The sequence below is a fragment of the Aliiroseovarius sp. D2-2 genome (assembly GCF_055809455.1).
The window spans coordinates 1,224,287-1,243,727 of sequence record NZ_CM147913.1; the positions used below are offsets into that span (position 1 = coordinate 1,224,287).

At 54.9% G+C, this 19,441-nt stretch carries 22 protein-coding genes and 2 pseudogenes; 13 read left to right on the forward strand and 11 right to left on the reverse strand.

Going from position 1 to position 19,441, the window contains the following annotated elements; genetic code table 11:
* Positions 1 to 86 precede the first annotated feature (86 nt).
* On the reverse strand, positions 87 to 647 hold the full coding sequence (locus tag AC0L6A_RS06080) for an FMN-dependent NADH-azoreductase (protein ID WP_473292865.1): 561 nt from the start codon (positions 645 to 647) through the stop codon (positions 87 to 89).
* Between the two features lie 128 nt (positions 648 to 775).
* Here AC0L6A_RS06080 and AC0L6A_RS06085 point away from each other — a divergent pair, with 128 nt between their 5' ends.
* Positions 776 to 1,669, forward strand: a complete 894-nt coding sequence (locus tag AC0L6A_RS06085) for a LysR family transcriptional regulator (RefSeq protein WP_473293397.1) — start codon at positions 776 to 778, stop codon at positions 1,667 to 1,669.
* Positions 1,670 to 1,674: 5 nt separating this feature from the next.
* On the opposite strand, the gene AC0L6A_RS06090 is transcribed toward AC0L6A_RS06085, so the two are convergent.
* Positions 1,675 to 1,998, reverse strand: coding sequence for an ArsR/SmtB family transcription factor (locus AC0L6A_RS06090; protein WP_473292866.1), 324 nt, complete (start codon positions 1,996 to 1,998; stop codon positions 1,675 to 1,677).
* A 229-nt stretch (positions 1,999 to 2,227) separates the two neighbouring features.
* Here AC0L6A_RS06090 and AC0L6A_RS06095 point away from each other — a divergent pair, with 229 nt between their 5' ends.
* The 5 genes from AC0L6A_RS06095 (at position 2,228) to AC0L6A_RS06115 (ending at position 4,901) form a co-directional block, all read left to right on the forward strand.
* Positions 2,228 to 2,578 (forward strand): AtpZ/AtpI family protein, encoded by a 351-nt coding sequence (locus tag AC0L6A_RS06095; protein ID WP_473292867.1) that lies wholly within the window; start codon positions 2,228 to 2,230, stop codon positions 2,576 to 2,578.
* A gap of 28 nt (positions 2,579 to 2,606) precedes the next feature.
* Positions 2,607 to 3,410 carry a F0F1 ATP synthase subunit A gene (locus AC0L6A_RS06100; RefSeq protein ID WP_473293399.1) on the forward strand — a complete coding sequence of 268 codons (804 nt, stop codon included), beginning with the start codon at positions 2,607 to 2,609 and terminating at the stop codon, positions 3,408 to 3,410.
* 72 nt (positions 3,411 to 3,482) lie between these two features.
* Entirely contained in the window at positions 3,483 to 3,719 is a 237-nt protein-coding gene (locus tag AC0L6A_RS06105) for a F0F1 ATP synthase subunit C (protein WP_055188564.1), read from the forward strand.
* Between the two features lie 76 nt (positions 3,720 to 3,795).
* Positions 3,796 to 4,335: a F0F1 ATP synthase subunit B' gene (locus tag AC0L6A_RS06110; protein ID WP_473292869.1), complete on the forward strand. Its 540-nt coding sequence runs from the start codon at positions 3,796 to 3,798 to the stop codon at positions 4,333 to 4,335.
* A gap of 5 nt (positions 4,336 to 4,340) precedes the next feature.
* Positions 4,341 to 4,901 (forward strand): F0F1 ATP synthase subunit B, encoded by a 561-nt coding sequence (locus AC0L6A_RS06115; RefSeq protein WP_473292871.1) that lies wholly within the window; start codon positions 4,341 to 4,343, stop codon positions 4,899 to 4,901.
* Between the two features lie 90 nt (positions 4,902 to 4,991).
* Here the strand turns inward: AC0L6A_RS06115 and AC0L6A_RS06120 are convergent, their stop codons facing one another.
* The 3 genes from AC0L6A_RS06120 to AC0L6A_RS06130 all read right to left on the reverse strand — a co-directional run bounded on the left by AC0L6A_RS06120 (position 4,992) and on the right by AC0L6A_RS06130 (position 7,487).
* Positions 4,992 to 5,747, reverse strand: coding sequence for a FadR/GntR family transcriptional regulator (locus AC0L6A_RS06120; RefSeq protein ID WP_473292873.1), 756 nt, complete (start codon positions 5,745 to 5,747; stop codon positions 4,992 to 4,994).
* 121 nt (positions 5,748 to 5,868) lie between these two features.
* Entirely contained in the window at positions 5,869 to 6,525 is a 657-nt protein-coding gene (locus AC0L6A_RS06125) for a YiaD family glycine zipper/OmpA-like lipoprotein (RefSeq protein ID WP_473292874.1), read from the reverse strand.
* 101 nt (positions 6,526 to 6,626) lie between these two features.
* A complete protein-coding gene (locus tag AC0L6A_RS06130; protein ID WP_473292876.1) occupies positions 6,627 to 7,487 on the reverse strand; it encodes a methylated-DNA--[protein]-cysteine S-methyltransferase in 861 nt (286 codons plus the stop codon).
* A 114-nt stretch (positions 7,488 to 7,601) separates the two neighbouring features.
* Here AC0L6A_RS06130 and nth point away from each other — a divergent pair, with 114 nt between their 5' ends.
* Both nth and AC0L6A_RS06140 read left to right on the forward strand, forming a co-directional pair.
* Positions 7,602 to 8,246 (forward strand): endonuclease III, encoded by a 645-nt coding sequence (gene nth, locus AC0L6A_RS06135; protein WP_473292877.1) that lies wholly within the window; start codon positions 7,602 to 7,604, stop codon positions 8,244 to 8,246.
* Positions 8,243 to 9,235: an adenosine kinase gene (locus AC0L6A_RS06140; protein WP_473292878.1), complete on the forward strand. Its 993-nt coding sequence runs from the start codon at positions 8,243 to 8,245 to the stop codon at positions 9,233 to 9,235. Before nth ends, AC0L6A_RS06140 begins: the two co-directional genes overlap by 4 nt.
* Before the next feature lie 54 nt (positions 9,236 to 9,289).
* Here the strand turns inward: AC0L6A_RS06140 and AC0L6A_RS06145 are convergent, their stop codons facing one another.
* Positions 9,290 to 9,706 (reverse strand): OsmC family protein, encoded by a 417-nt coding sequence (locus tag AC0L6A_RS06145; protein WP_473292879.1) that lies wholly within the window; start codon positions 9,704 to 9,706, stop codon positions 9,290 to 9,292.
* Between the two features lie 26 nt (positions 9,707 to 9,732).
* Entirely contained in the window at positions 9,733 to 10,551 is an 819-nt protein-coding gene (locus AC0L6A_RS06150) for a sulfotransferase family protein (RefSeq protein ID WP_473292881.1), read from the reverse strand.
* A gap of 151 nt (positions 10,552 to 10,702) precedes the next feature.
* On the opposite strand from AC0L6A_RS06150, the gene AC0L6A_RS06155 reads away from it, so the two are divergent.
* From AC0L6A_RS06155 to polA, 4 genes and pseudogenes are all read left to right on the forward strand, one after another.
* Positions 10,703 to 12,280, forward strand: coding sequence for a DUF5928 domain-containing protein (locus tag AC0L6A_RS06155; RefSeq protein WP_473292883.1), 1,578 nt, complete (start codon positions 10,703 to 10,705; stop codon positions 12,278 to 12,280).
* Positions 12,281 to 12,298: 18 nt separating this feature from the next.
* Positions 12,299 to 12,684: pseudogene (locus AC0L6A_RS06160) on the forward strand (HIT domain-containing protein).
* Between the two features lie 70 nt (positions 12,685 to 12,754).
* A complete protein-coding gene (locus AC0L6A_RS06165; RefSeq protein ID WP_473292884.1) occupies positions 12,755 to 12,943 on the forward strand; it encodes a zinc-finger domain-containing protein in 189 nt (62 codons plus the stop codon).
* Positions 12,944 to 13,037: 94 nt separating this feature from the next.
* Positions 13,038 to 15,830 (forward strand): DNA polymerase I, encoded by a 2,793-nt coding sequence (gene polA / locus AC0L6A_RS06170; protein ID WP_473292886.1) that lies wholly within the window; start codon positions 13,038 to 13,040, stop codon positions 15,828 to 15,830.
* Between the two features lie 22 nt (positions 15,831 to 15,852).
* On the opposite strand, the gene AC0L6A_RS06175 is transcribed toward polA, so the two are convergent.
* From AC0L6A_RS06175 to AC0L6A_RS06185, 3 genes are all read right to left on the reverse strand, one after another.
* Positions 15,853 to 16,578, reverse strand: coding sequence for a helix-turn-helix transcriptional regulator (locus tag AC0L6A_RS06175; RefSeq protein WP_473292887.1), 726 nt, complete (start codon positions 16,576 to 16,578; stop codon positions 15,853 to 15,855).
* Positions 16,579 to 16,581: 3 nt separating this feature from the next.
* Entirely contained in the window at positions 16,582 to 16,950 is a 369-nt protein-coding gene (locus tag AC0L6A_RS06180; RefSeq protein WP_473292888.1) for a VOC family protein, read from the reverse strand.
* A gap of 74 nt (positions 16,951 to 17,024) precedes the next feature.
* Positions 17,025 to 17,783 carry a hydroxypyruvate isomerase family protein gene (locus tag AC0L6A_RS06185; protein ID WP_473292890.1) on the reverse strand — a complete coding sequence of 253 codons (759 nt, stop codon included), beginning with the start codon at positions 17,781 to 17,783 and terminating at the stop codon, positions 17,025 to 17,027.
* Between the two features lie 109 nt (positions 17,784 to 17,892).
* On the opposite strand from AC0L6A_RS06185, the gene AC0L6A_RS06190 reads away from it, so the two are divergent.
* A complete protein-coding gene (locus tag AC0L6A_RS06190; protein ID WP_473292892.1) occupies positions 17,893 to 18,360 on the forward strand; it encodes a hypothetical protein in 468 nt (155 codons plus the stop codon).
* 20 nt (positions 18,361 to 18,380) lie between these two features.
* On the opposite strand, the pseudogene choV reads toward AC0L6A_RS06190, so the two are convergent.
* Positions 18,381 to 19,440, reverse strand: a pseudogene (choV, locus tag AC0L6A_RS06195) (choline ABC transporter ATP-binding protein).
* Position 19,441 lies beyond the last annotated feature (1 nt).

Below are 19,441 nucleotides of genomic sequence, written 5' to 3' on the forward strand. Positions count from 1 at the left end.
GGCAACATTGCCTTCAAACCGTAAGGCTGTCTATGCTGCCTGATCTGATGTGGCGTCGGGGGCCGGATAGGCCCCCGATCAATTGCTTAGGCAGCCAACGCTTGGATCGAGCGTTCAGCATCGACCAATCCATCTTCACCGGCAGCCCCGATAAAGGTCACATCGGTCAGGCCCATGAAGCCAAGTACATGGGTCAGAAACGGTGATGCGAATTCGTATGCCGCACCAACCGGTGTACCGCCAGAGGCGCTGACGACAATCACGCGCTTGCCTTCGATCATGCCCACTGGCCCCGTTTCGGTGTAGTGGAAGGTCACGCCAACCCGTACAAGCTGATCAATCCACGCTTTCAAAGTGGAGGGGGCCGAGAAGTTATAGACAGGCATTGAAATGACAATCAAATCAGCGGCTTGAACCTCGGCGACAATCGTGTCCGACAAGGCCAGTGCAGCTTTGTCGGCGTCACTACGGGCTTCGGGTGGGGTGAAGGTGGCGCGGGTGAAACCCGCATCGATATGTGGAATGCCGTCACCAAGGTCACGGGTAGTGATGGTGGCGTCGGGGTGTTGGGCCAGGACATCGTCGGCCAGTTTGCGCGATAGTGAGTCTTCTTTGCGGGTTGAGCTGTCAATGCGAAGGATATGCATGATGTGATCTCCTATTTGCGGATCGTTTGATGTTGAGCGGAATGTGCTATCTTGCATTTCCAAACGCAATCTGGGTTAATCAACAGGTGGTGTTGAAAATTGCACAGAAAACCGACGAGGGTTTTACGATGGATCATTGGGATGAAATTCGGACCGCATTTCATGTCGCGCGCGCAGGAACAGTCAGTGGCGCGGCGGACAGTTTGGGAATTCACCATGCAACCGTGATCCGGCATGTGGATGCTCTAGAGACCCGCATGGGCGTGAAACTGTTCCAACGCCATGCCCGCGGATACACCCCAACTGAAGCTGGTGCAGACTTGGCCCGGATCGCGGGCACCACAGAGGAACAATTTACGCAGCTTGTCGCTAGGCTGAAAGGGCAGGGTGAGGAAGTCACAGGAGACGTGGTCGTGACCGCATTGGCGTCTTTCGCACCCCGGCTAGCTCCGGTCTTAACTGCATTTCAGTGTCAGCATCCGCAGGCAAATATCCGGCTTTTGACAGGGGCGCGGTTGTTCAAGTTGGAATACGGCGAAGCGCATGTCGCTATTCGAGCGGGCAGCGCACCGGAAGAACCAGACAACGTAGCTCAGCCATTTATGAAAATGGATGTGGCTCTTTATGCGGCGCCTTCCTATGTCTCAAAGTTCGGGCTGCCAACAGTGCAAACACTTCACGAACACCGGTTTATTGGAGGGGATGGATCAGCCGCGCGCGCGCCATTTGCGCGATGGATGGCAGAAAATATCCCGGATCAGAATGTCACATTCCGAGTTTCCGATGATGTGTCCCTAAGGCAAGCGCTTTTGGCTGGTGCTGGAATTGGCTTCGCCTTGAAGGGAGAATATCCAGAGCTGATAGAAATCATGCCACCACAAGACGACTGGCGATCACAGTTTTGGCTGGTTACCCATGTAGACCTGCATCGAACAGTCAAAGTGCAAGCCATTTTGGACAGTTTGAAAGGCGCTGCAAAAGAATGGGCTGCCAATGAATCGGCGATCACATTGCCCGGCTGATTTGCTTAGTCGCGCAGTTCTTCTTCCAAGAACCGCTCGAACGCGTCCAAATTCACGGGTTCGAACTGCCCAAATCCCTGCATCCAGACCGAGGCTTCCCGCAAAGCGCTCGGATCAAGTTTGCACCATTTCACCCGCCCACGCTTTTCCTGCGTGATCAGCCCGGCACGCGTCAGGATGGTTAGGTGTTTGGAAACTGCGGCCAGCGACATCTCGAACGGCTCAGCTACATCAGTGACCGCCATATCATCTTCCAGAAGCATGGTAAGAATGGCGCGCCGCGTTGGATCGGATAGAGCGGCAAATACAAGATCAAGACGGTTTTCCATGTTCAAGGGCCTAGGCGGGCCGCGACCAATCGTCAACCAATCGGTTGAATAACGCAAATACCAAGGAAAACGCAGTTGGAGACCCCTCATCGGCAGTTGTGGATTCTACATCATCTTGAAAGTGGAGCATTTACAATAACTTACGCGTCTCAATGTTGGCGCTAAACTGCGTTGACTCACGGCGCGTCACCCCTTAGCAACTGCGTTAACCGTCACTGGAGGATTTTGCGTGTCCAACACCCCTGATCCCGAGCGTCTAGAAAAGCTCGATAGCCGCATCAAAGCGGCAAAAGGGGAAGAGGAAGCGTCGAAAACTGGGGACGAGGCCTACAACCAGGCATCCTTTGCTTGGCAGATGGTCATAGAGCTTACAGTCGGTTTAATCATCGGCTTCGGCATCGGATACGGGCTGGACAGTCTCTTTGGGACCAAGCCGATCTTTATGGTGCTGTTTATATTGTTGGGTTTCGCGGCCGGTATGAAAGTCATGCTTGGAACCGCCGCCCAGATGCAGAAGAGAGCGACAGAAGCGCAAGACGCGCAGCCCGTCGCGGAAGAAGAGGAAGAGACACGTGGCTGAACAGAACGCAAAACAGGGCGCAGGCCCGATCATCAAGATTGCATTCTTTGCCGTGTTGGCAGTTGTCCTGCTGTCTGGTGTGTTGTTTGCCCCGGCGCATCCCGGTCTGGCCATCCACCCGATGGACCAGTTCGAGATCAAGCCGCTTTTCGGCGCTGATCACCTGGGCACCTTCACCCCGACCAACCAAACGCTTTGGATGGTTCTGGCCATCATCGGTATCATTTTGATGCTGGTTGTTGGGTCGCGTGGCCGTGCAATCGTACCGACGCGCAGCCAGTCGGTTGCCGAAATGGCTTACGGCTTTGTCTATAAGATGGTCGAGGATGTCGCCGGTAAAGACGCCGTGAAATACTTCCCCGGCATCATGACCCTGTTCATGTTCATCCTTTTCGCCAACTTCTTGGGCCTGATCCCAACATCCTTCACCGCCACCAGCCACATCGCTGTGACTGCCGTGCTGGCGATGATCGTATTTGTTTTCGTAACCGTGCTGGGCTTTGTGAAGAACGGCGTTGGTTTCCTTGGTCTCTTCTGGGTTTCGTCCGCACCATTGGCGCTGCGTCCGATCCTGGCTTTGATCGAACTGATCTCGTACTTCGTGCGCCCCGTCAGCCACTCTATTCGTTTGGCTGGTAACGTGATGGCTGGCCACGCGGTTATCAAAGTATTCGCCGGCTTTGCTGCTGCCTTGGGCATGTTCAGCTTCCTGCCAATCCTGGCCATCTCGGCCGTCTACGCACTGGAAGTGCTCGTCGCCTTTATCCAGGCCTACGTGTTCACCATCCTGACCTGCGTATATCTGAAAGACGCTCTGCATCCGTCGCACTAAGACGACAATATCTTCGGGTGCAGCCCGCTAACTAATCCTAATTCAAGCATTCCAACGTAAGGAGAAATCACAATGGAAGGCAATATCGCTCAAATGGGTCAATTCATCGGTGCAGGTCTGGCAGCTATCGGTTCGGGTGCCGCCGCTATCGGTGTTGGCCACGTTGCTGGTAACTTCCTGGCTGGTGCTCTGCGCAACCCGTCGGCAGCTGCCGCACAAACAGCGACCCTGTTCATCGGTATCGCATTTGCAGAAGCTCTGGGCATCTTCTCGTTCCTGGTCGCTCTGCTGCTGATGTTTGCTGTCTAAGACCTGAACCATCCTTACGACGGGGTGGATCACCCGTGATCCGCCCTATCTAATCCGGTTCCAGAGGACTTAAGACATGGCAAGTAACACACAAAGCACAGAAGCAGCACACGGTGGCGCAGAAGCCGCTGGCATGCCGCAGCTGGATTTCTCGACCTTCGGGAACCAGATCTTCTGGCTCGTGGTGACGCTGGTCGTGATCTACTTTGTTCTGACAAAGATCGCTCTGCCTCGTATCGAGGCTGTGCTGTCTGAACGTCAGGGCACGATCACCAACGATCTGGCTGCTGCCGAAGAGCTGAAGCAGAAGGCCGTCGAGGCTGAAGAAGCTTATAACAAGGCCCTGGCGGACGCCCGAGTTGAAGCGAACAAAATTGTCGCTGAAGCACGTGCGGACATTCAGGCCGATCTTGATGCAGCTGCTGCTAAAGCAGATGCCGAGATTGCCGCAAAGGCTGCCGAAAGCGAAGTCGCGATCTCTGAGATTCGCGCCGGCGCTGTCGACAGTGTTAAGGCAGTGTCCAAGGATGTCGCGAAAGAGATCCTGGGCTCAATGGGCTACAAAGCTGACGCCAAATCGGTGACGGCTGCAGTAACCTCGCGGATGAAAGGGTGAAGACGATGAAGAAAATTGCACTTCTCCCCGTAGTTCTGGCTGCCACACCGGCATTTGCTGCTGGTGATGCGGGTTGGACGGATCTGTCGAACACCAATATGGTTGTCACGCTGGCGTTCCTGCTGTTCGTGACCTTCTTGGGTTACATGGGCGTGCACAAATTGTTGGGCGGTCAGCTCGACAAACGCGCCGATGGCATCAAGTCGGAACTCGACGAAGCCCGTGCCCTGCGTGAAGAGGCCCAGACCATTCTGGCGTCTTATGAGCGTAAGCAGAAAGAAGTGGCTGATCAGGCAGAGCGCATCGTTGCGCATGCCAAGGAAGAAGCCGCCAACGCTGCTGCACAGGCGAAAGAAGATCTGAAAGCTTCGATCGCACGTCGTTTGGCTGCCGCAACGGACCAGATCGCATCGGCTGAAGCTGCCGCTGTGAAAGAGGTTCGCGACAGCGCGGTTCAAGTCGCAGTGGGCGCAGCCCGCGACATGATCGCCAAGCAGATGACTGCAACCGACGGCAACAAGCTGATCGACGAAGCCATCAAGGACGTGGAAGCCAAGCTGCACTAAGCTGGCCTTCATCTAAAGACATTAAGAAACCCGGCTCATTGGCCGGGTTTTTTTGTTTCTGAATGCTGAGCTGCTTTGAGGTGGATCGTGTTAACGGCGTTTCTCGTAATCCAGCCTTTGGCGCGCGACCTCTTCATTGCGTTCAGTGCGACGTAGATCAGAATAGGCCTGCACGACATGATCCATATGTATTTCGATCGCTGCCCGTGCTGCCTGAGGATCACGCGCTTGTAGGGCGTCGTTGATGGCGCGATGTTGTTCCAACAAATCCATTCGGGTGTTGGTGATCTGGACCACCACCTGCCGACTATACAGGATGCCCTGTTTCAGCAGGTCATACATGGCGCGCATCATATGGACCATCAGGACATTATGGCTGGCTTCGATGATTGCCATGTGAAAATCGCTGTCCAGATCTGCGCCTTGACCTGCGGGGGCCTGTTCCATCTTCAGGAAGATCTCGTTTATGACCTCAAGATCCGTGTCTGATCCAAACTGTGCAGCGCGTTCTGCGGCCAGTCCCTCCATATCGCGTCTGAAGGTGATGTAGTCAAAGACTGCTTCATCATGGCGACCGATGAGGTTGATCAGAGCAGGTGAAAAGGAGCTGTCCAAATCTTCCGAGATGAAGATGCCAGCACCAGCCCGGCGCGACAAAAGCTTGGCCTCTTCCAGCTCTGCCAGTGCGTCCCTCAGGGAAGGGCGCGATACGCCCAGCCGGTCTGCAAGATCGCGTTCTGCAGGCAGGCGTTCTCCGGGGCGTAGAACTCCACGCAGGATCAGAAGTTCGATCTGTTCGACAACTGATTTTGAAAGCTTGTTTGCGGTGATTTTTTGGAAGGGCATGAGAGACTCGTTGAATTGGTCAGATTACATGACCACATCCGGGCGTGACCCTCAAACAAAAAAGAAGCCAGGCGATGTGCCCGGCTTCTGGTGTGATCCGATGTAAAACGCGCAAATATATTTATGCGGCTGTTGGTCGAATAATGATTTCGACCCTTCGGTTTTGTTGCCGGCCTGCTGCATTCAGATTTGACGCCACAGGGCGGTGTTCCCCATGCCCAACCGTTACAACACGCGAGCTGGAAACTCCGTTGGCGAACAAAACAGACGCAACTGACGCCGCACGATTGCGCGACAGAGATAGGTTGTAATCCGCGCTGCCAGTATTATCCGTATGCCCTTGCACTTCGACGACTGAATTCGGGTATTGCATCAGATTGCGTGCCAGCGCTGCAAGATCGCTGTGTAGGGCAGAGCTGATCTGGCTGCTGTCGGTTGCAAACAGAATGTCTTGCGGCATTGTGACGATCAGCTCACTGCCGGTGTTGACGATCTTCACATCGTCATTGTCGATCGCTTGCCTAAGGTCGCCCGCCTGTTTGTCCAATTGCTGCCCAATTGCGCCGCCAAGCACGCCGCCAATAACAGCGCCAACTGCTGCTTTTCCGAGCTTACCGTCGCCCTTGCGCGTTGCGCCCAACAGGCCACCAGCAATCGCTCCGATTGCAGCGCCGTTCTGAGTGCGCGGTCCCATGTTCGCCTGGGTTGGTGATGTGCAGGCGCTGGTGGCGAGTCCGGCAATCAGGCCGAACGAGAGAATCACATGTCTTGGGTGCATTTTGCTGTCCTCAATTTAGTTTCTTGCTTTCCATACACAAAAGGGCCCTGTTATCGAATAACAAGGCCCTGCTATGGGGAAACATTCGTGAAAACTGACGCTTAGCTGATTTCCGCTTGTTCCAGTTCAGCGCTTTCCCACGCCAAAAGAGCGCGTTTTACTGGCAAGCCCCAGTGATATCCACCAAGGGCACCGGATTTTCGAAGGGCGCGGTGACATGGGATTAGCCAGCTGACAGGGTTGCGCCCGACAGCCGTGCCTACGGCGCGTACAGCACGAGGCTGACCAATCTTCTCGGCAATCTGCGAGTAAGTCGTTACGTGGCCCGAAGGGATCGTCAAAAGTGCTTCCCAAACCTTGATCTGCAAGGGCGACCCAATCAGGTGGAGAGGCGTTTTGTCGGCCTGCGTGGACTTCGGATCATAGGCCGCAAGAACCCAGTCGCGAAGCCTGTCTGGGTTTTCGATAAACGTGGCATTGGGCCAGCGCGAAATTAGGTCCTGATACGCAACGTCTGGTCCGGTTTCTTCTGCAAACCCAATGCCGCACATACCCCGGTCAGTACCCATGACCAGAGATTTTCCAAACGGGCTGTCAAACCAGCCCCAATAGATCGTAAGCCCTTCACCTTTCTTGGCGTAATCACCGGGGCTCATCGCTTCCCACCGTAGGAACAAATCATGCAGGCGCCCTTGGCCTGACAATCCCACGGACTGCGCGGTTTCCAGTGTTGAAAACCGCTCTGCCAACAGCACTTTTGCATGACCCAATGTCAGGAATTGTTGATAGCGCTTCGGTGAAACCCCCACCCATCGCGAAAAGACCCGCTGGAAATGTGCAGGCGACATATCCATTTTCGTGGCCAAAGCGTCCAGGGCCAAAGGCTCTCCCCCGACCGCATCAATTTCATCAATCGCGCGGCGGATCACGTTGTAATGGTAGCTGTCTTCAGAGCGGGTCATGGTGGCCTCGTTTGTTGCTTGATCAGAGTGCCGCGATTTTCCATTCTATGCGACCCGGAAATTGCGCATTGAGCGCGGCTCGCGTATGACGATCTGCACAAACGGATGGATACGATGGCAAAACAACTCGGATATCACGAAATCCGCGAGATTTTTGAGCGCTTTAAAGAGCAGGAAGCCGAACCTAAAGGCGAGCTGGAACATGTGAATGTCTACACGCTGGTTGTGGCTGTGGCCCTGTCGGCGCAGGCAACAGATGTCGGCGTGAACAAGGCGACACGGGCGCTGTTCAAAGTGGCAGACACGCCGCAGAAGATGCTGGATCTTGGTCTTGAAGGCTTAACCGATCACATCAAGACCATCGGGTTGTTTCGCCAAAAGGCGAAAAACGTGATGAAACTAAGCCAGATACTTGTGGATGAGTACGGAGGCGAAGTTCCGAATTCTCGCGCAGCCCTGCAATCTCTGCCGGGTGTCGGCCGAAAGACGGCGAATGTGGTTTTGAATATGTGGTGGGGCGTGCCTGCACAGGCGGTCGATACCCACATCTATCGCGTCGGCAATCGCACCGGTCTTGCTGTGGGAAAAAATGTTGATGCCGTGGAACGAGCCATCGAAGACAACATCCCCGCAGATTTTCAACAACATGCCCACCACTGGCTGATCTTGCATGGGCGTTACACCTGCAAAGCGCGCAAACCAATGTGCGGAAATTGCATCATTCGGAATATATGTCCCTATGAGGAAAAGAACATATGACGAAAAAGTACAAGGTTGTCGGCATTGGCAACGCGGTTGTGGATGTCATCACCACGGCGGATGATAGCTTTCTAGAGCTGATGGGCATCGAAAAAGGCATCATGCAGCTGGTCGAAAAGGACAGGGCCGAGGTGCTGTACGCCGCGATGCAAGATCGCAAGCAAGCTGCGGGTGGCTCTGTCGCCAATACGCTGGCAGGGATCGGCAATCTGGGTCTGACAACAGGATTTGTTGGTCGTGTTCATGATGATGCGCTGGGGCATTTCTATGCAGATGCTATGGAAATGGACGGCACCCGTTTCGTGAACCCGCCCGTGCCGGGTGGAGAGCTGCCGACTTCACGCTCGATGATTTTTGTATCGCCTGACGGTGAGCGCTCGATGAACACTTATTTGGGGATCTCGGCAGAGCTGGGCCCCGAAGATGTAGACGGGGATGTCGCCGCAGATGCCGAGATTGTATTCCTTGAGGGCTACCTGTTCGACAAGGACAAAGGAAAAGAGGCCTTCATCGCCATGGCCCGCGCCTGTCGCGCAGCGGGTGGCAAGGCAGGGATCGCCATTTCTGATCCCTTCTGCGTTGAACGTCACCGGACCGACTTCCTGATGTTGATCGAGCACGAGCTGGACTATGTGATCGGAAATGAAGAAGAGCTGAAAGCCCTATTCCAAACGGATGATCTGGAAGAGGCTATGGCGAAAACCGCCGCGATTTGCCCGTTGGTGGCTTGCACCCGCTCAGGCGACGGCGTTTCGATATTGTCGGGCGGCGACCGCATTGATGTGCCGGTGGAACGGATCACACCTGTGGACGCGACGGGGGCAGGCGATGGCTTTGCCGCAGGTTTTCTTTACGGGTTGGCCACAGGGGCTGATCTGCGGCTTTGCGGCGAAATGGGCTGCACCGTGGCCGGGGAAGTCATCCGCCACATGGGCCCACGCGCTGATCGCAATTTGCCCGCGTTGTTTCGCGAAACCGGGCTGATCTAAGCCCATTTCGCTATACGACATTTAAAGGCCCGGTGCGTTGCGCCGGGCTTTCTTTTATTCAGTATCGATTGTTTCAAAATCATGCGTAACAGCGGCAGACGCCGCCATCATCGCCGAGGCGGAACAGTATTTGTCCACCGACAACGAAATCGCGCGTTCAACTTTGGCTTCGCTAATTCCGCGTCCTTTCACAATGAAGTGCAGGTGGATTTTTGTGAACACTTTTGGGTCTGTCTCTGCGCGTTCTGCGTCCACTTCGACCTCGACATCATCAATCCGTTGACGCCCCTTTTCAAGGATCGACACAACGTCATAGGCCGAGCAGCCGGCGGTCCCAATCAACAAAAGCTCCATCGGGCTTGGGCCCGGTGTGCCCCCGCCATCATGCCCCGTACCCAGCACAATGCTGTGCCCGGTCCCCGAGGTGCCAACAAAACTACGGGCTTCCGCCCATTTGACGCGCGCTTTCATAGCAGTCCCTTTACAGTGAAGTTGGGTTAGTCGCCCAGCTTGGCGTGGATCTCATCCAGATCAATCTCGCCGATGGGCATCTTGTTCCCTGGATTTTCGAAGTCGTACTTGAACAGTTCAAAATCGTTCTTGAAGATCTCATACACTAGGTGCATCGAAAGATCATCAAAGTAGTCTTCGACAGGATGCGCGCGTTTTGGACCGTGGCCTTCGCTTTCATTAAAGCGTGGAATATCGTCCAGAATGACCTTCTGCGGGGTTTCGATCGCATCGAGAACCGACTGCATTCCGTCGTTGAACTTCTCGGTCCAGAAGATGTTGTCGTAGCGCCCGCCATTCACGATGAAGGTCGAAACGTGGCCTGAAATGGCCGACCAGTGAATGTCTGGATCCATTGGTTTGCGCCAACGGATGGTATCACGTGCAAACAAAAGAAAGCGGCGGAAGCTTTCAATCTGATCGAACTCGAACCCGTTCTCAGGGTCGCCAACCTCAATCCCATACTTCTGTATGAGCAGAGGTACCAAATTGCCGCGATAGCGACGACCATTGCGTTGGATGCCGCAGATCTTGTCAAAAAAGCTGGACAGGATTCGGGTGTAGGGATTGCGCACGCATGTAAAAGCATAGCTTTTGTGACTACGCACATTCTGTTCGATCTTGGCCTGCGATTGGTCCTGAGACCATTTGTGCATGCGATCTTTGCTGTCGTGAATATCGCCATCAAAGAACTCGCCGTGATCCGAATAGAACATGATCTGACCAATGGTCGAACACGCACATTTCGGTACGACGCGATAAACAACGCTTTCGCTTTCAGTCATCCAGGTGCCGGGAAACCCCATAAAATACCTCGTCTTCTAATCACTACGTCAGGGCCGTTGGTCCCGTTTGTGTACAGATTGATGAAAAAAGTAAAGAATCTCTGTTTATTGAACACAAGTTCAAGCTATTTATGGCAGGAATTCGTCAGCACCAAAGGTCTCATAGCGTCACATGGCAAAAATCGCCTTCATTCTGTTATGCCACAAAGATCCCGAGGCGATTATTTCGCAAGCAAGGCAGCTGACCGCTGCTGGCGACTATATGTCGATCCACTTCGATGCCCGTGCCAATCCCGAAGATTTTCAGAGTATTCAAGATGCCCTGAAGGACAACCCGAACGTTACCTTTGCTAAACGTCGCATCAAGTGCGGTTGGGGCGAGTGGTCACTGGTGCAAGCATCGTTGAATGCCGTTGAGGCAGCACTTGAGGCATTTCCGCGTGCCACGCATTTCTACATGCTGTCAGGCGATTGCATGGCGATCAAATCCGCCGAATATGCCCACGAGCTGCTTGACCGTGAGGACGTGGATTATATCGAAAGCTTTGATTTCTTCGACAGCGACTGGATCAAGACCGGGTTCAAAGAAGAACGTCTGGTATATCGCCACTATGTAAACGAGCGTAAGCACAAAAAGCTGTTTTATGCGTTGTTTAACCTGCAAAAATACCTTGGTTTAAAGCGTGAGGTGCCCAGCGATATTCAGGTGATGATCGGTAGCCAATGGTGGTGCCTGCGTCGTCGAACCGTTGAATCGGTTGTCGACCTTTGCCGTAAACGTAAGGACGTCATGCGGTTCTTTCGCACCACTTGGATCCCTGACGAAACCTTTTTCCAGACCATTGTACGTCACTTGGTTCCGGACAATGAAATCAAGACAAGTACCCTGACGTTTTTGATGTTCACCGATTATGGGATGCCGGTGACCTTCTACAACGACCACTACGACCTGTTGTTGAGTCAGGATTTCCTATTTGCCCGCAAGATTAGCCCCGAGGCGACGGAGCTGAAGCGCCGTCTGGGCGACCTTTATACTGCTGAAGGGATCGAGTTTCAGATCTCGAACGAGGGGCGCAGCCTGTTTCGCTTTCTGACCAGCCGTGGGCGCAACGGCTTGCGGTTTGCTCCGCGGTTTTGGGAGGCGGAATCAAGTCTTGGTCGTGAACGTGAACTGCTGATTGTCGTGGCCAAAAAGTGGCATGTGGCAAAGAGATTGATTCGCAAAATCAAAGAGGTCACCGGGATCGAGACCATCGAGTACCTGTTTGACGAGGCCAGCTGCCCCATGCCTGATCTGGGTGGCATTCAGACCCAAATGGGCAAACGTGCCCGACATCGGCGCGCGTTGATGCGGATGCTCTTTGAGTATTACGACACAGATCGCATGGTGATCTGCATGGACCCCAAGAACATGGAAATGTTTCAGGATTTCTTCGCGGATCGATCGACAACGCGTTTGCTGGAGATCGAGAGCATCTTCACAGATGAATATCTTACCGGCCATGCCATGCGGGTAGGGCTTGCGGGTGAGAACACGCCACAGCAGTCGATGGAACGACTTTTGCCCACCATCCGTGCGGATGTTATGCATGAAAGCGACAAGATACGGGATGCTGGGTTCGAGCATTGCTATCACATCAGCGAAGGACGTGAGCCACAGGAAAACGCAAGCGCACTTTCGCAATTTCTGTCGATTTCGCATGAACAAGCGCAAGAGATTGCCGAGACCAACCACCTGTTTGATGATTGACGCCGAAGGGAGGCAACCATGCCCTACAGCTATGACGACCAAAACATATTTGCCAAAATCCTGCGTGGCGAAATTCCGAATGACACAGTCTATGAGGATGATCATGCATTGGCGTTTCGCGATATTCAGCCCCAAGCGCCTGATCATGTCCTTGTCATTCCCAAAGGGCCTTATGTGACCTTTGATCATTTGGCGACCGAAGGCTCGGACGATGAAATCGTTGGGTTTACGCGCGCGATCGGGAAAGTCTCGGCGATGCTGGGTGCAGTAATCCAGGCAGTGAAGGGGCAGGGTACCGGATGATCTCGAACGCAGGTGAGCATGGCGTGCAAGAGGTGCCCCATCTACACGTTCATATTCTGGCCGGTCGCCCTATCGGGCGCATGGTTGCCCGCAAAGGATGATGTTTCGCTCTTGCAGGGGATGCCCTGCGAGACCTAAAATGAAGCGACAAATTAGACAGAGGTGTCCCAAATGACCCAGACCGCGCCTGAAACCAAGATTGTTGATAGCTACAAGGTCGCCTGTGATGGCGGCGAAGGCGCATTAGGGCATCCGCGTGTTTACCTTCAAATCCCAAATGAACATGGCTGGGTTGAATGCCCCTATTGCGACTGCAAGTTCATTCACAAGGATCATGCCGATGGTGATAAAGCAGCTTAAAGGCTGTTTGATCATCAGCAAATTCGGGCCGCGGGCTGGTGCCTCGCGGCCTTTTGAGTCTTAACTGGTTTCATGCGCGTCAGGGAGAGTTCCAATGAGCTTTGGTAAGGGTTGTCATCTGCATCTGGTCGATGGGTCGGCATTCATCTTTCGCGCTTATCACGCGCTGCCGCCATTGACGCGCAAATCCGACGGGTTGCCCATTGGGGCCGTGGCCGGGTTTTGCAATATGCTTTTCAAGTTCGTGGAAGACAATGTTGGCCCTGATGCGCCCACCCATGTGGCGGTGATTTTCGACCATTCCGGCAAAACCTTCCGCAACGAGATTTACCCGGAATACAAGGCAAACCGTCCGCCTGCGCCCGAAGATCTGAAGCCGCAATTTCCCCTGACCCGCGACGCGACCCGCGCTTTCAATATTGCCTGCATCGAAAAGGAAGGGTTCGAGGCTGATGACATCATCGCAACCCTTGCCCGACAGGCGAATGAAGCCGGGGGGCGGGTCACGATCCTATCATCTGACAAGGACTTGATGCAGCTTGTGGGGGGCGGTGTCGAGATGCTCGACCCGATGAAGAACAAGCGCATTGGCGTTGAAGGCGTCGAAGAAAAATTCGGTGTGGGCCCTGATCGTGTCGTGGATGTGCAGGCGTTGGCTGGCGATAGCGTTGATAACGTGCCCGGCGCACCCGGCATTGGTATCAAAACCGCCGCGCTTTTGATCAACGAGTTTGGCGATCTTGATACGCTGTTGGAGCGTGCGGGCGAGATCAAGCAACCCAAGCGTCGTCAGACCTTGATTGATAACGTAGACCAAATCCGCACCAGCCGTGAATTGGTGAAGCTGGACGACCAGATGGATCTGGATGAGCCGTTTGAAGGAATGGAGCTGCGCGACCCTGAACCGGAGGTCCTGCTGGACTTCTTGGCTGCGATGGAATTCCGCACCCTGACCAACCGGGTTGCGGGCAAGCTGGGTATGGACGCGCCCGAAATCGCGCAACCAGAAGCCGCCGGCGCAGCAGATGCGCCCGAGATGCCAGCCATCGATCCCGAGAAATACGAGTGGGTGAAAGATGCCGATGCTCTGACCGCTTGGATCAATCGCATCTATGCGCGTGGTTATGTTGCCTTTGACACGGAAACCACTGGGCTTGATGAAATGCTGGTCGACCTAGTCGGCATTTCGCTTTCTGTAGAGCCGGGCGAGGCCTGCTATATCCCGCTTATCCACAAAAGCAGTGCCGCCGACGACCTTTTTGGTGGGTCTGATCTTGCCGACGGGCAGTTGCCACTGGATCAAGTGATTGCCGCTTTGAAACCGATGCTCGAGGATCCGTCGATCCTTAAAATCGGCCAGAACATGAAATACGACGCCAAAATCCTTGCACGCTATGGTGTGGCGATCGCACCAATCGACGACACGATGCTGATGTCCTATGCGCAAGCCGCAGGGCTGCATAATCACGGTATGGATAAGCTGTCCGAGGTATATCTGGGCCACAGCCCGATCTCGATCAAAACGCTGCTGGGCACCGGGAAATCCGCCATTACTTTTGATCGCGTTCCGATTGAAGATGCGGTGAAATATGCCGCTGAAGATGCGGACATCACCCTGCGTTTGTGGCAGATCCTGAAACCTCGCTTGCATCAAAACCAGGTCACGCGGGTCTATGAGAAACTTGAACGGCCCTTGGTTCCTGTGCTGGCCGAGATGGAGATGACGGGCATCAAGGTGGACCGCGAAGTCCTTTCGCGTATGTCCAATGCCTTTGCGCAGAAAATGGCCGGGTTCGAGGCCGAGCTGCACGAGATCGCAGGTCGCGATTTCAACGTGCAATCGCCTGCGCAAGTGGGTGAAATTCTGTTCGGAGAGATGGAGTTGGATGGCGGTAAAAAAACCAAATCCGGACAATGGTCGACACCTGCAGACGTGCTGGAAGACCTCGCGGCGGAGCACCCTTTTGCCGCCCGCGTTCTGGATTATCGTCAGCTGCAAAAACTGAAATCGACTTACACGGACGCGCTGCAGGATCACATTCATCCAGAAACGGGTCGGGTGCATACGTCGTATCTTCAGTCTGGTGCGAACACCGGGCGCATGGCGTCGAAAGATCCCAACCTGCAAAACATCCCAGTAAGATCCGAAGAAGGCCGCCGCATTCGCGAAGCCTTTGTTGCCCCTGAAGGCACCAAGTTAATCAGCCTTGATTACAGCCAGATCGAACTGCGTATTCTGGCCCATGTGGCGGAGATCGATGCGCTGAAACAGGCGTTTCGCGATGGTCATGATATCCACGCCATGACGGCGTCGGAAATGTTCGATGTGCCGATAGACGAAATGACACCAGACATCCGCCGACAGGCCAAAGCGATCAACTTTGGCGTAATCTATGGCATCTCTGGCTTTGGGCTGGCGCGCAACTTGCGCATCCCACGATCCGAAGCGCAGGGCTTCATTGACCGATACTTCGAACGCTTTCCGGGTATCCGTCAGTATATGGATGACACGGTGGCCTTCGCCAAAGAACACAAACGGGTCGAGACTTTATTCGGGCGCCGTATCCACACGCCTGAAATCGGTGCGAAAGGTCCGCAAGCCGGATTTGCCAAACGCGCAGCGATCAACGCGCCTATTCAAGGCACCGCCGCCGATATCATCCGCCGCGCGATGATCCGCATGCCGGATGCAATCGCCAAACTGCCAGCCAAGATGCTCTTGCAGGTGCACGATGAACTGATCTTCGAGGTCGAGGACAATGCGGTTGATGACGTGATCGGGGTTGTTCGCGACGTGATGGAAGGCGCTGCCGAGCCTGCGATTAAGCTGGATGTGCCCTTGGTCGTCGATGCGGGGATTGGACTGAACTGGGCCGAAGCGCACTGATCCGCTGGTTCGTAACTGGTCTTCAGTCTTGTCCCGGTTCGGTTTGGCAGTTTTGACGGGGATCTATGCCGCGTTCAGCCAATTGGGCATAAAGCGCGGGAAGGGCTTTATCACGCTCTTCGCGAAAGCGATCGCCTGTGGTGAAGCCTTCGATCCGGTCAACACGGAACATTCGGAAATCTTCGCGCAGTTCACACCACGACACCACGCACCAGCCATTGCGCCATAGCCAAAGCGCCAGTGGGCGGATAGTGCGCGTTGATTTGGCGCCATTTTCATCCGCATAGGTCAACGCCAATCGGACACGCGCATCTATCGCTTCTTCAATCTGGTCGATGAAATGTCGGTCACGTTCTGATGGCATCAAGGTGGGGCCTGCGTGAATTTCGACCCGCTCGGCTTGGGCTTGAAGCGCTTCGGGCAGGACCGCGCGTATCTTCACTAGAGCTTCGCGCGCGGCTGCCGCCATGGACACACCGCCCATACGCTCAAGCAGATGTGTGCCAGCGATCACCGCCATGATTTCCTCGCGGGTGAACATAAGGGGCGGCATGTCATAGCCCGCGCGCATGACATATCCCACGCCGGCTTCGCCCTCGATCGGCACGCCCGATCCGATAAGGTCAGCGACATCACGATAAATCGTGCGCTCGCTGACCTCGAGTGTTTCGGCAAGACTGCGTGCCGTGACCAACCGCCCACCCCGAAGGTGTTGAACGATCTGGAAAAGGCGGTCAGCACGGCGCATGGATCAGGCTTTCGGCTCAAAAAGGCCCAGCGAATTGCCGTCTGGGTCAATTGCATAGGAGAAACGGCCCGGCGGGATTTCAATTGGGTCCCCCAGAATAGTGCCGCCTGCGGACTTGCAACGTTCTACAGTGCTTTCCAGATTGTCGGGCACTGTGATGTGAATGGTAGAGCCGCCGCCATTTGCGCCTGGCTTCCCGGGATAGATGTGCCCACCAGCGGTGTCCATGTCACCACCCAGCCATGCCATTGGGTTGGGGCCAGTATTGTCGACTTTCATGTCCCACTGGAACACTTCGTTGTAAAACGCGATGGCTTTGTCCATGTCACCTACGGCGATTTCGGTCCAGCAAACTTTGGGTTGGGTCGTCATGTTGATTCTCCTTCATCAATGTTGATGACCCCTAACTGACACACCCCTCCTGACAGCATAGTGTCAGGAGCCTGTCAGTCGAACCCCTTTATCCATTCCAAGCCATCTTCGGTGCGACCCGCTGGATGGTACTCCCCACTGACCCAACCGGTATATCCCTCATGGTCCAGCTGTCGAAACCAAGTGGGGTAGTCAACGACGCCGGCGATGGGTTCGTGTCGGTCGGGCAGGCCGCCCACCTGTATGTGGCGTGTCAGGTGTTTGACCCGATCCCAAGTGCCAGGCATGTCCCCGGTGATCTTATGGGCATGATAAGCGTCGAATTGCAGTCCTAGATTAGGGGCGTCCACCTGCGCGATGATATCCAAAGCAAGATCATAATCGGACAGGAAATAGCCCGGCATGTCATCCCTGTTGATCGGCTCGATTGTCAGGCTTTGTGACGGCGCGTGCGATGCGGCCCAATTCAAGTTCTTGACAAAAGTTGCGCGGGCATCCGGGCCGTCGGCGACACCCGACATTATGTGGATGTGCTTTGCGCGGAAGGCCTGAGCAAACCGTAATGTGCGCTTGAAGTCATGTTGAAACCGGGACTGCCCACCTGGGATGGCGGCGAACCCGCGATCCCCGCCCGCCCAATTGGGAGGCGGGCAATTGATCAGGACCATTTCCAATCCGTTGGCGGTTAGCCGCCTCTGAACTTCGCGCGCGGCATCGTCGTAAGGAAAAAGGACCTCGACCGCGGAAAAACCAGCCTCGGCAGCCGCCTCGAACCGATCCAGAAAGGGCAGTTCCGCAAACAGAAGGGTTAGGTTAGCTGCAAATCTGGGCATTCGATCGCTTTCGGTTTTCGCGGCCCCACATCATTCGGTGCGACGGTGGCGGCGCTTGACGCTAGGCGAAGGTGCTGTAGGCTTCAAGTGATTTTGAACGAGGTTTTTCATGCGTTTGTTTACGGCCCTTACAACATGCATTGCCATTGTTGCCCTTACGGCCTGCCAATCCGGTCAGGATAAAGGCAGCGCGCGAGGTGGAGCCAGTTTCTGTGATCGTCTGATCGGTTGGCAAGCTGTCGAGGGCGATGAGGATACCAAACGCGCAGTCACCCGGCCCGAGATGTGTGCCCTTAGCAATCCAGGTGCCATTTGGTTCAAATCTAAGCAGGTTCATTCAAGCCTGCGTGGGCGCGAGTATTGGCTGCTTGTTCCGCCCAATGATCCGCATCTGCAGGACGGTGCCCTAAGTGGCTGGGATCTTCAGGTACGCCGGTTCAGCTATGCGCATGAGTTCTTCTTGGTGCGTAATGAAGGGGCACGCCTTCAGCCCGCCCTTGCCCAAAATGACTGCCCGCGAAAGGCAGTTGGGTTGAAAGGGGCATCTGGTGGTAAGCAGTATTGCCTGACCAATTGATGGGAACGACTTTGAGCGCTTTAGTTTCCGCTACGAGGGTCCAGCAATCGCGCCATCACATCATCAGCCGTAATGCGTCCGACTGACTGACCTGCCTGCATGACGTTGATTTCGCCCTGACCAGCCAATGCCCTCATGACCACATCAACATGGTCTGCAACATCAACGGTTGTTGTTGCCGTTGAGCTTTCAGTCGACATGACGTCACGCGCAGTCAGAACGCCAAGCGGGTTCATATGCGCAACAAAATCGGCAACGTATTCGTTTACCGGGTTGGTGAAGATATCGCGCGGCGTGCCGCATTGAACGATGCGTCCGCCCTCCATGATCGCGATGCGATCGCCCAATTTGAACGCTTCGTCCAGATCGTGACTCACGAAGATGATGGTGCGTTTCAGCGCGGTTTGCAGCTCAAGCAGCTCGTCCTGAAGGCGGGCACGAATAAGCGGGTCGAGGGCCGAGAAAGGCTCGTCCATCAAAAGGATTGGGGCTTCGGTCACGAAGGCACGGGCAAGGCCCACACGTTGCTGCATGCCGCCTGACAACTCGCCCACTTTGCGATCAGCCCAGTCCGCTAGTCCGACCAGTTCAAGCTGCGCATCGACGCGCGCCTTTCGGTCGATGGTCGAGATGCCATCGAGTTCAAGCCCAAGCCCGACGTTCTGACGCACTGTGCGCCAAGGCAGCAAGCCGAACTGTTGGAACACCATTGCCACACGGTGGGCACGAATGCGGCGCAGGGTGGCTTTGTCGGCATTTGTTACATCAACAAGAACATTCCCGTCGCAGACATGCGCGGCGCCGCGGACGACCGGGTTTAGCCCATTAACTGCTCGCAGAAGCGTCGATTTGCCGGAGCCTGACAAACCCATAAGCACAAGTGATCTCACCCTCTTGAACGGTCAGAGAGCAATCGTGCACGCCCAGTATCTGGCCGGTGGCCTCTTGCACTTCCGCGCGGGTTTGTCCTGCGTCCATCAGCGGTAAGGCTTTCTGAGGGTGTTCGCCAAATACAATGGACACGTTGTCGAATTTGACCGCAACGCCTGCGGTCTCGGCGGGGTTGGTTGTGATTGTCATA

Excerpts from the sequence above, each read along its gene's own strand:
- AC0L6A_RS06180 (WP_473292888.1), bottom strand. The coding sequence starts at position 16,950 with ATGACGACCCAACCCAAAGTTTGCTGGACCGAAATCGCCGTAGGTGAC.
- AC0L6A_RS06175 (WP_473292887.1), bottom strand. The coding sequence starts at position 16,578 with ATGCGCCGTGCTGACCGCCTTTTCCAGATCGTTCAACACCTTCGGGGT.
- AC0L6A_RS06150 (WP_473292881.1), bottom strand. The coding sequence starts at position 10,551 with ATGGGGTTTCCCGGCACCTGGATGACTGAAAGCGAAAGCGTTGTTTAT.
- AC0L6A_RS06115 (WP_473292871.1), top strand. The coding sequence starts at position 4,341 with ATGAAGAAAATTGCACTTCTCCCCGTAGTTCTGGCTGCCACACCGGCA.
- AC0L6A_RS06140 (WP_473292878.1), top strand. The coding sequence starts at position 8,243 with ATGACGAAAAAGTACAAGGTTGTCGGCATTGGCAACGCGGTTGTGGAT.
- AC0L6A_RS06185 (WP_473292890.1), bottom strand. The coding sequence starts at position 17,783 with ATGCCCAGATTTGCAGCTAACCTAACCCTTCTGTTTGCGGAACTGCCC.
- AC0L6A_RS06090 (WP_473292866.1), bottom strand. The coding sequence starts at position 1,998 with ATGGAAAACCGTCTTGATCTTGTATTTGCCGCTCTATCCGATCCAACG.
- nth (WP_473292877.1), top strand. The coding sequence starts at position 7,602 with ATGGCAAAACAACTCGGATATCACGAAATCCGCGAGATTTTTGAGCGC.
- AC0L6A_RS06105 (WP_055188564.1), top strand. The coding sequence starts at position 3,483 with ATGGAAGGCAATATCGCTCAAATGGGTCAATTCATCGGTGCAGGTCTG.
- AC0L6A_RS06190 (WP_473292892.1), top strand. The coding sequence starts at position 17,893 with ATGCGTTTGTTTACGGCCCTTACAACATGCATTGCCATTGTTGCCCTT.
- AC0L6A_RS06130 (WP_473292876.1), bottom strand. The coding sequence starts at position 7,487 with ATGACCCGCTCTGAAGACAGCTACCATTACAACGTGATCCGCCGCGCG.
- AC0L6A_RS06145 (WP_473292879.1), bottom strand. The coding sequence starts at position 9,706 with ATGAAAGCGCGCGTCAAATGGGCGGAAGCCCGTAGTTTTGTTGGCACC.
- AC0L6A_RS06110 (WP_473292869.1), top strand. The coding sequence starts at position 3,796 with ATGGCAAGTAACACACAAAGCACAGAAGCAGCACACGGTGGCGCAGAA.
- AC0L6A_RS06125 (WP_473292874.1), bottom strand. The coding sequence starts at position 6,525 with ATGCACCCAAGACATGTGATTCTCTCGTTCGGCCTGATTGCCGGACTC.
- AC0L6A_RS06085 (WP_473293397.1), top strand. The coding sequence starts at position 776 with ATGGATCATTGGGATGAAATTCGGACCGCATTTCATGTCGCGCGCGCA.
- AC0L6A_RS06165 (WP_473292884.1), top strand. The coding sequence starts at position 12,755 with ATGACCCAGACCGCGCCTGAAACCAAGATTGTTGATAGCTACAAGGTC.
- AC0L6A_RS06155 (WP_473292883.1), top strand. The coding sequence starts at position 10,703 with ATGGCAAAAATCGCCTTCATTCTGTTATGCCACAAAGATCCCGAGGCG.
- polA (WP_473292886.1), top strand. The coding sequence starts at position 13,038 with ATGAGCTTTGGTAAGGGTTGTCATCTGCATCTGGTCGATGGGTCGGCA.
- AC0L6A_RS06120 (WP_473292873.1), bottom strand. The coding sequence starts at position 5,747 with ATGCCCTTCCAAAAAATCACCGCAAACAAGCTTTCAAAATCAGTTGTC.
- AC0L6A_RS06080 (WP_473292865.1), bottom strand. The coding sequence starts at position 647 with ATGCATATCCTTCGCATTGACAGCTCAACCCGCAAAGAAGACTCACTA.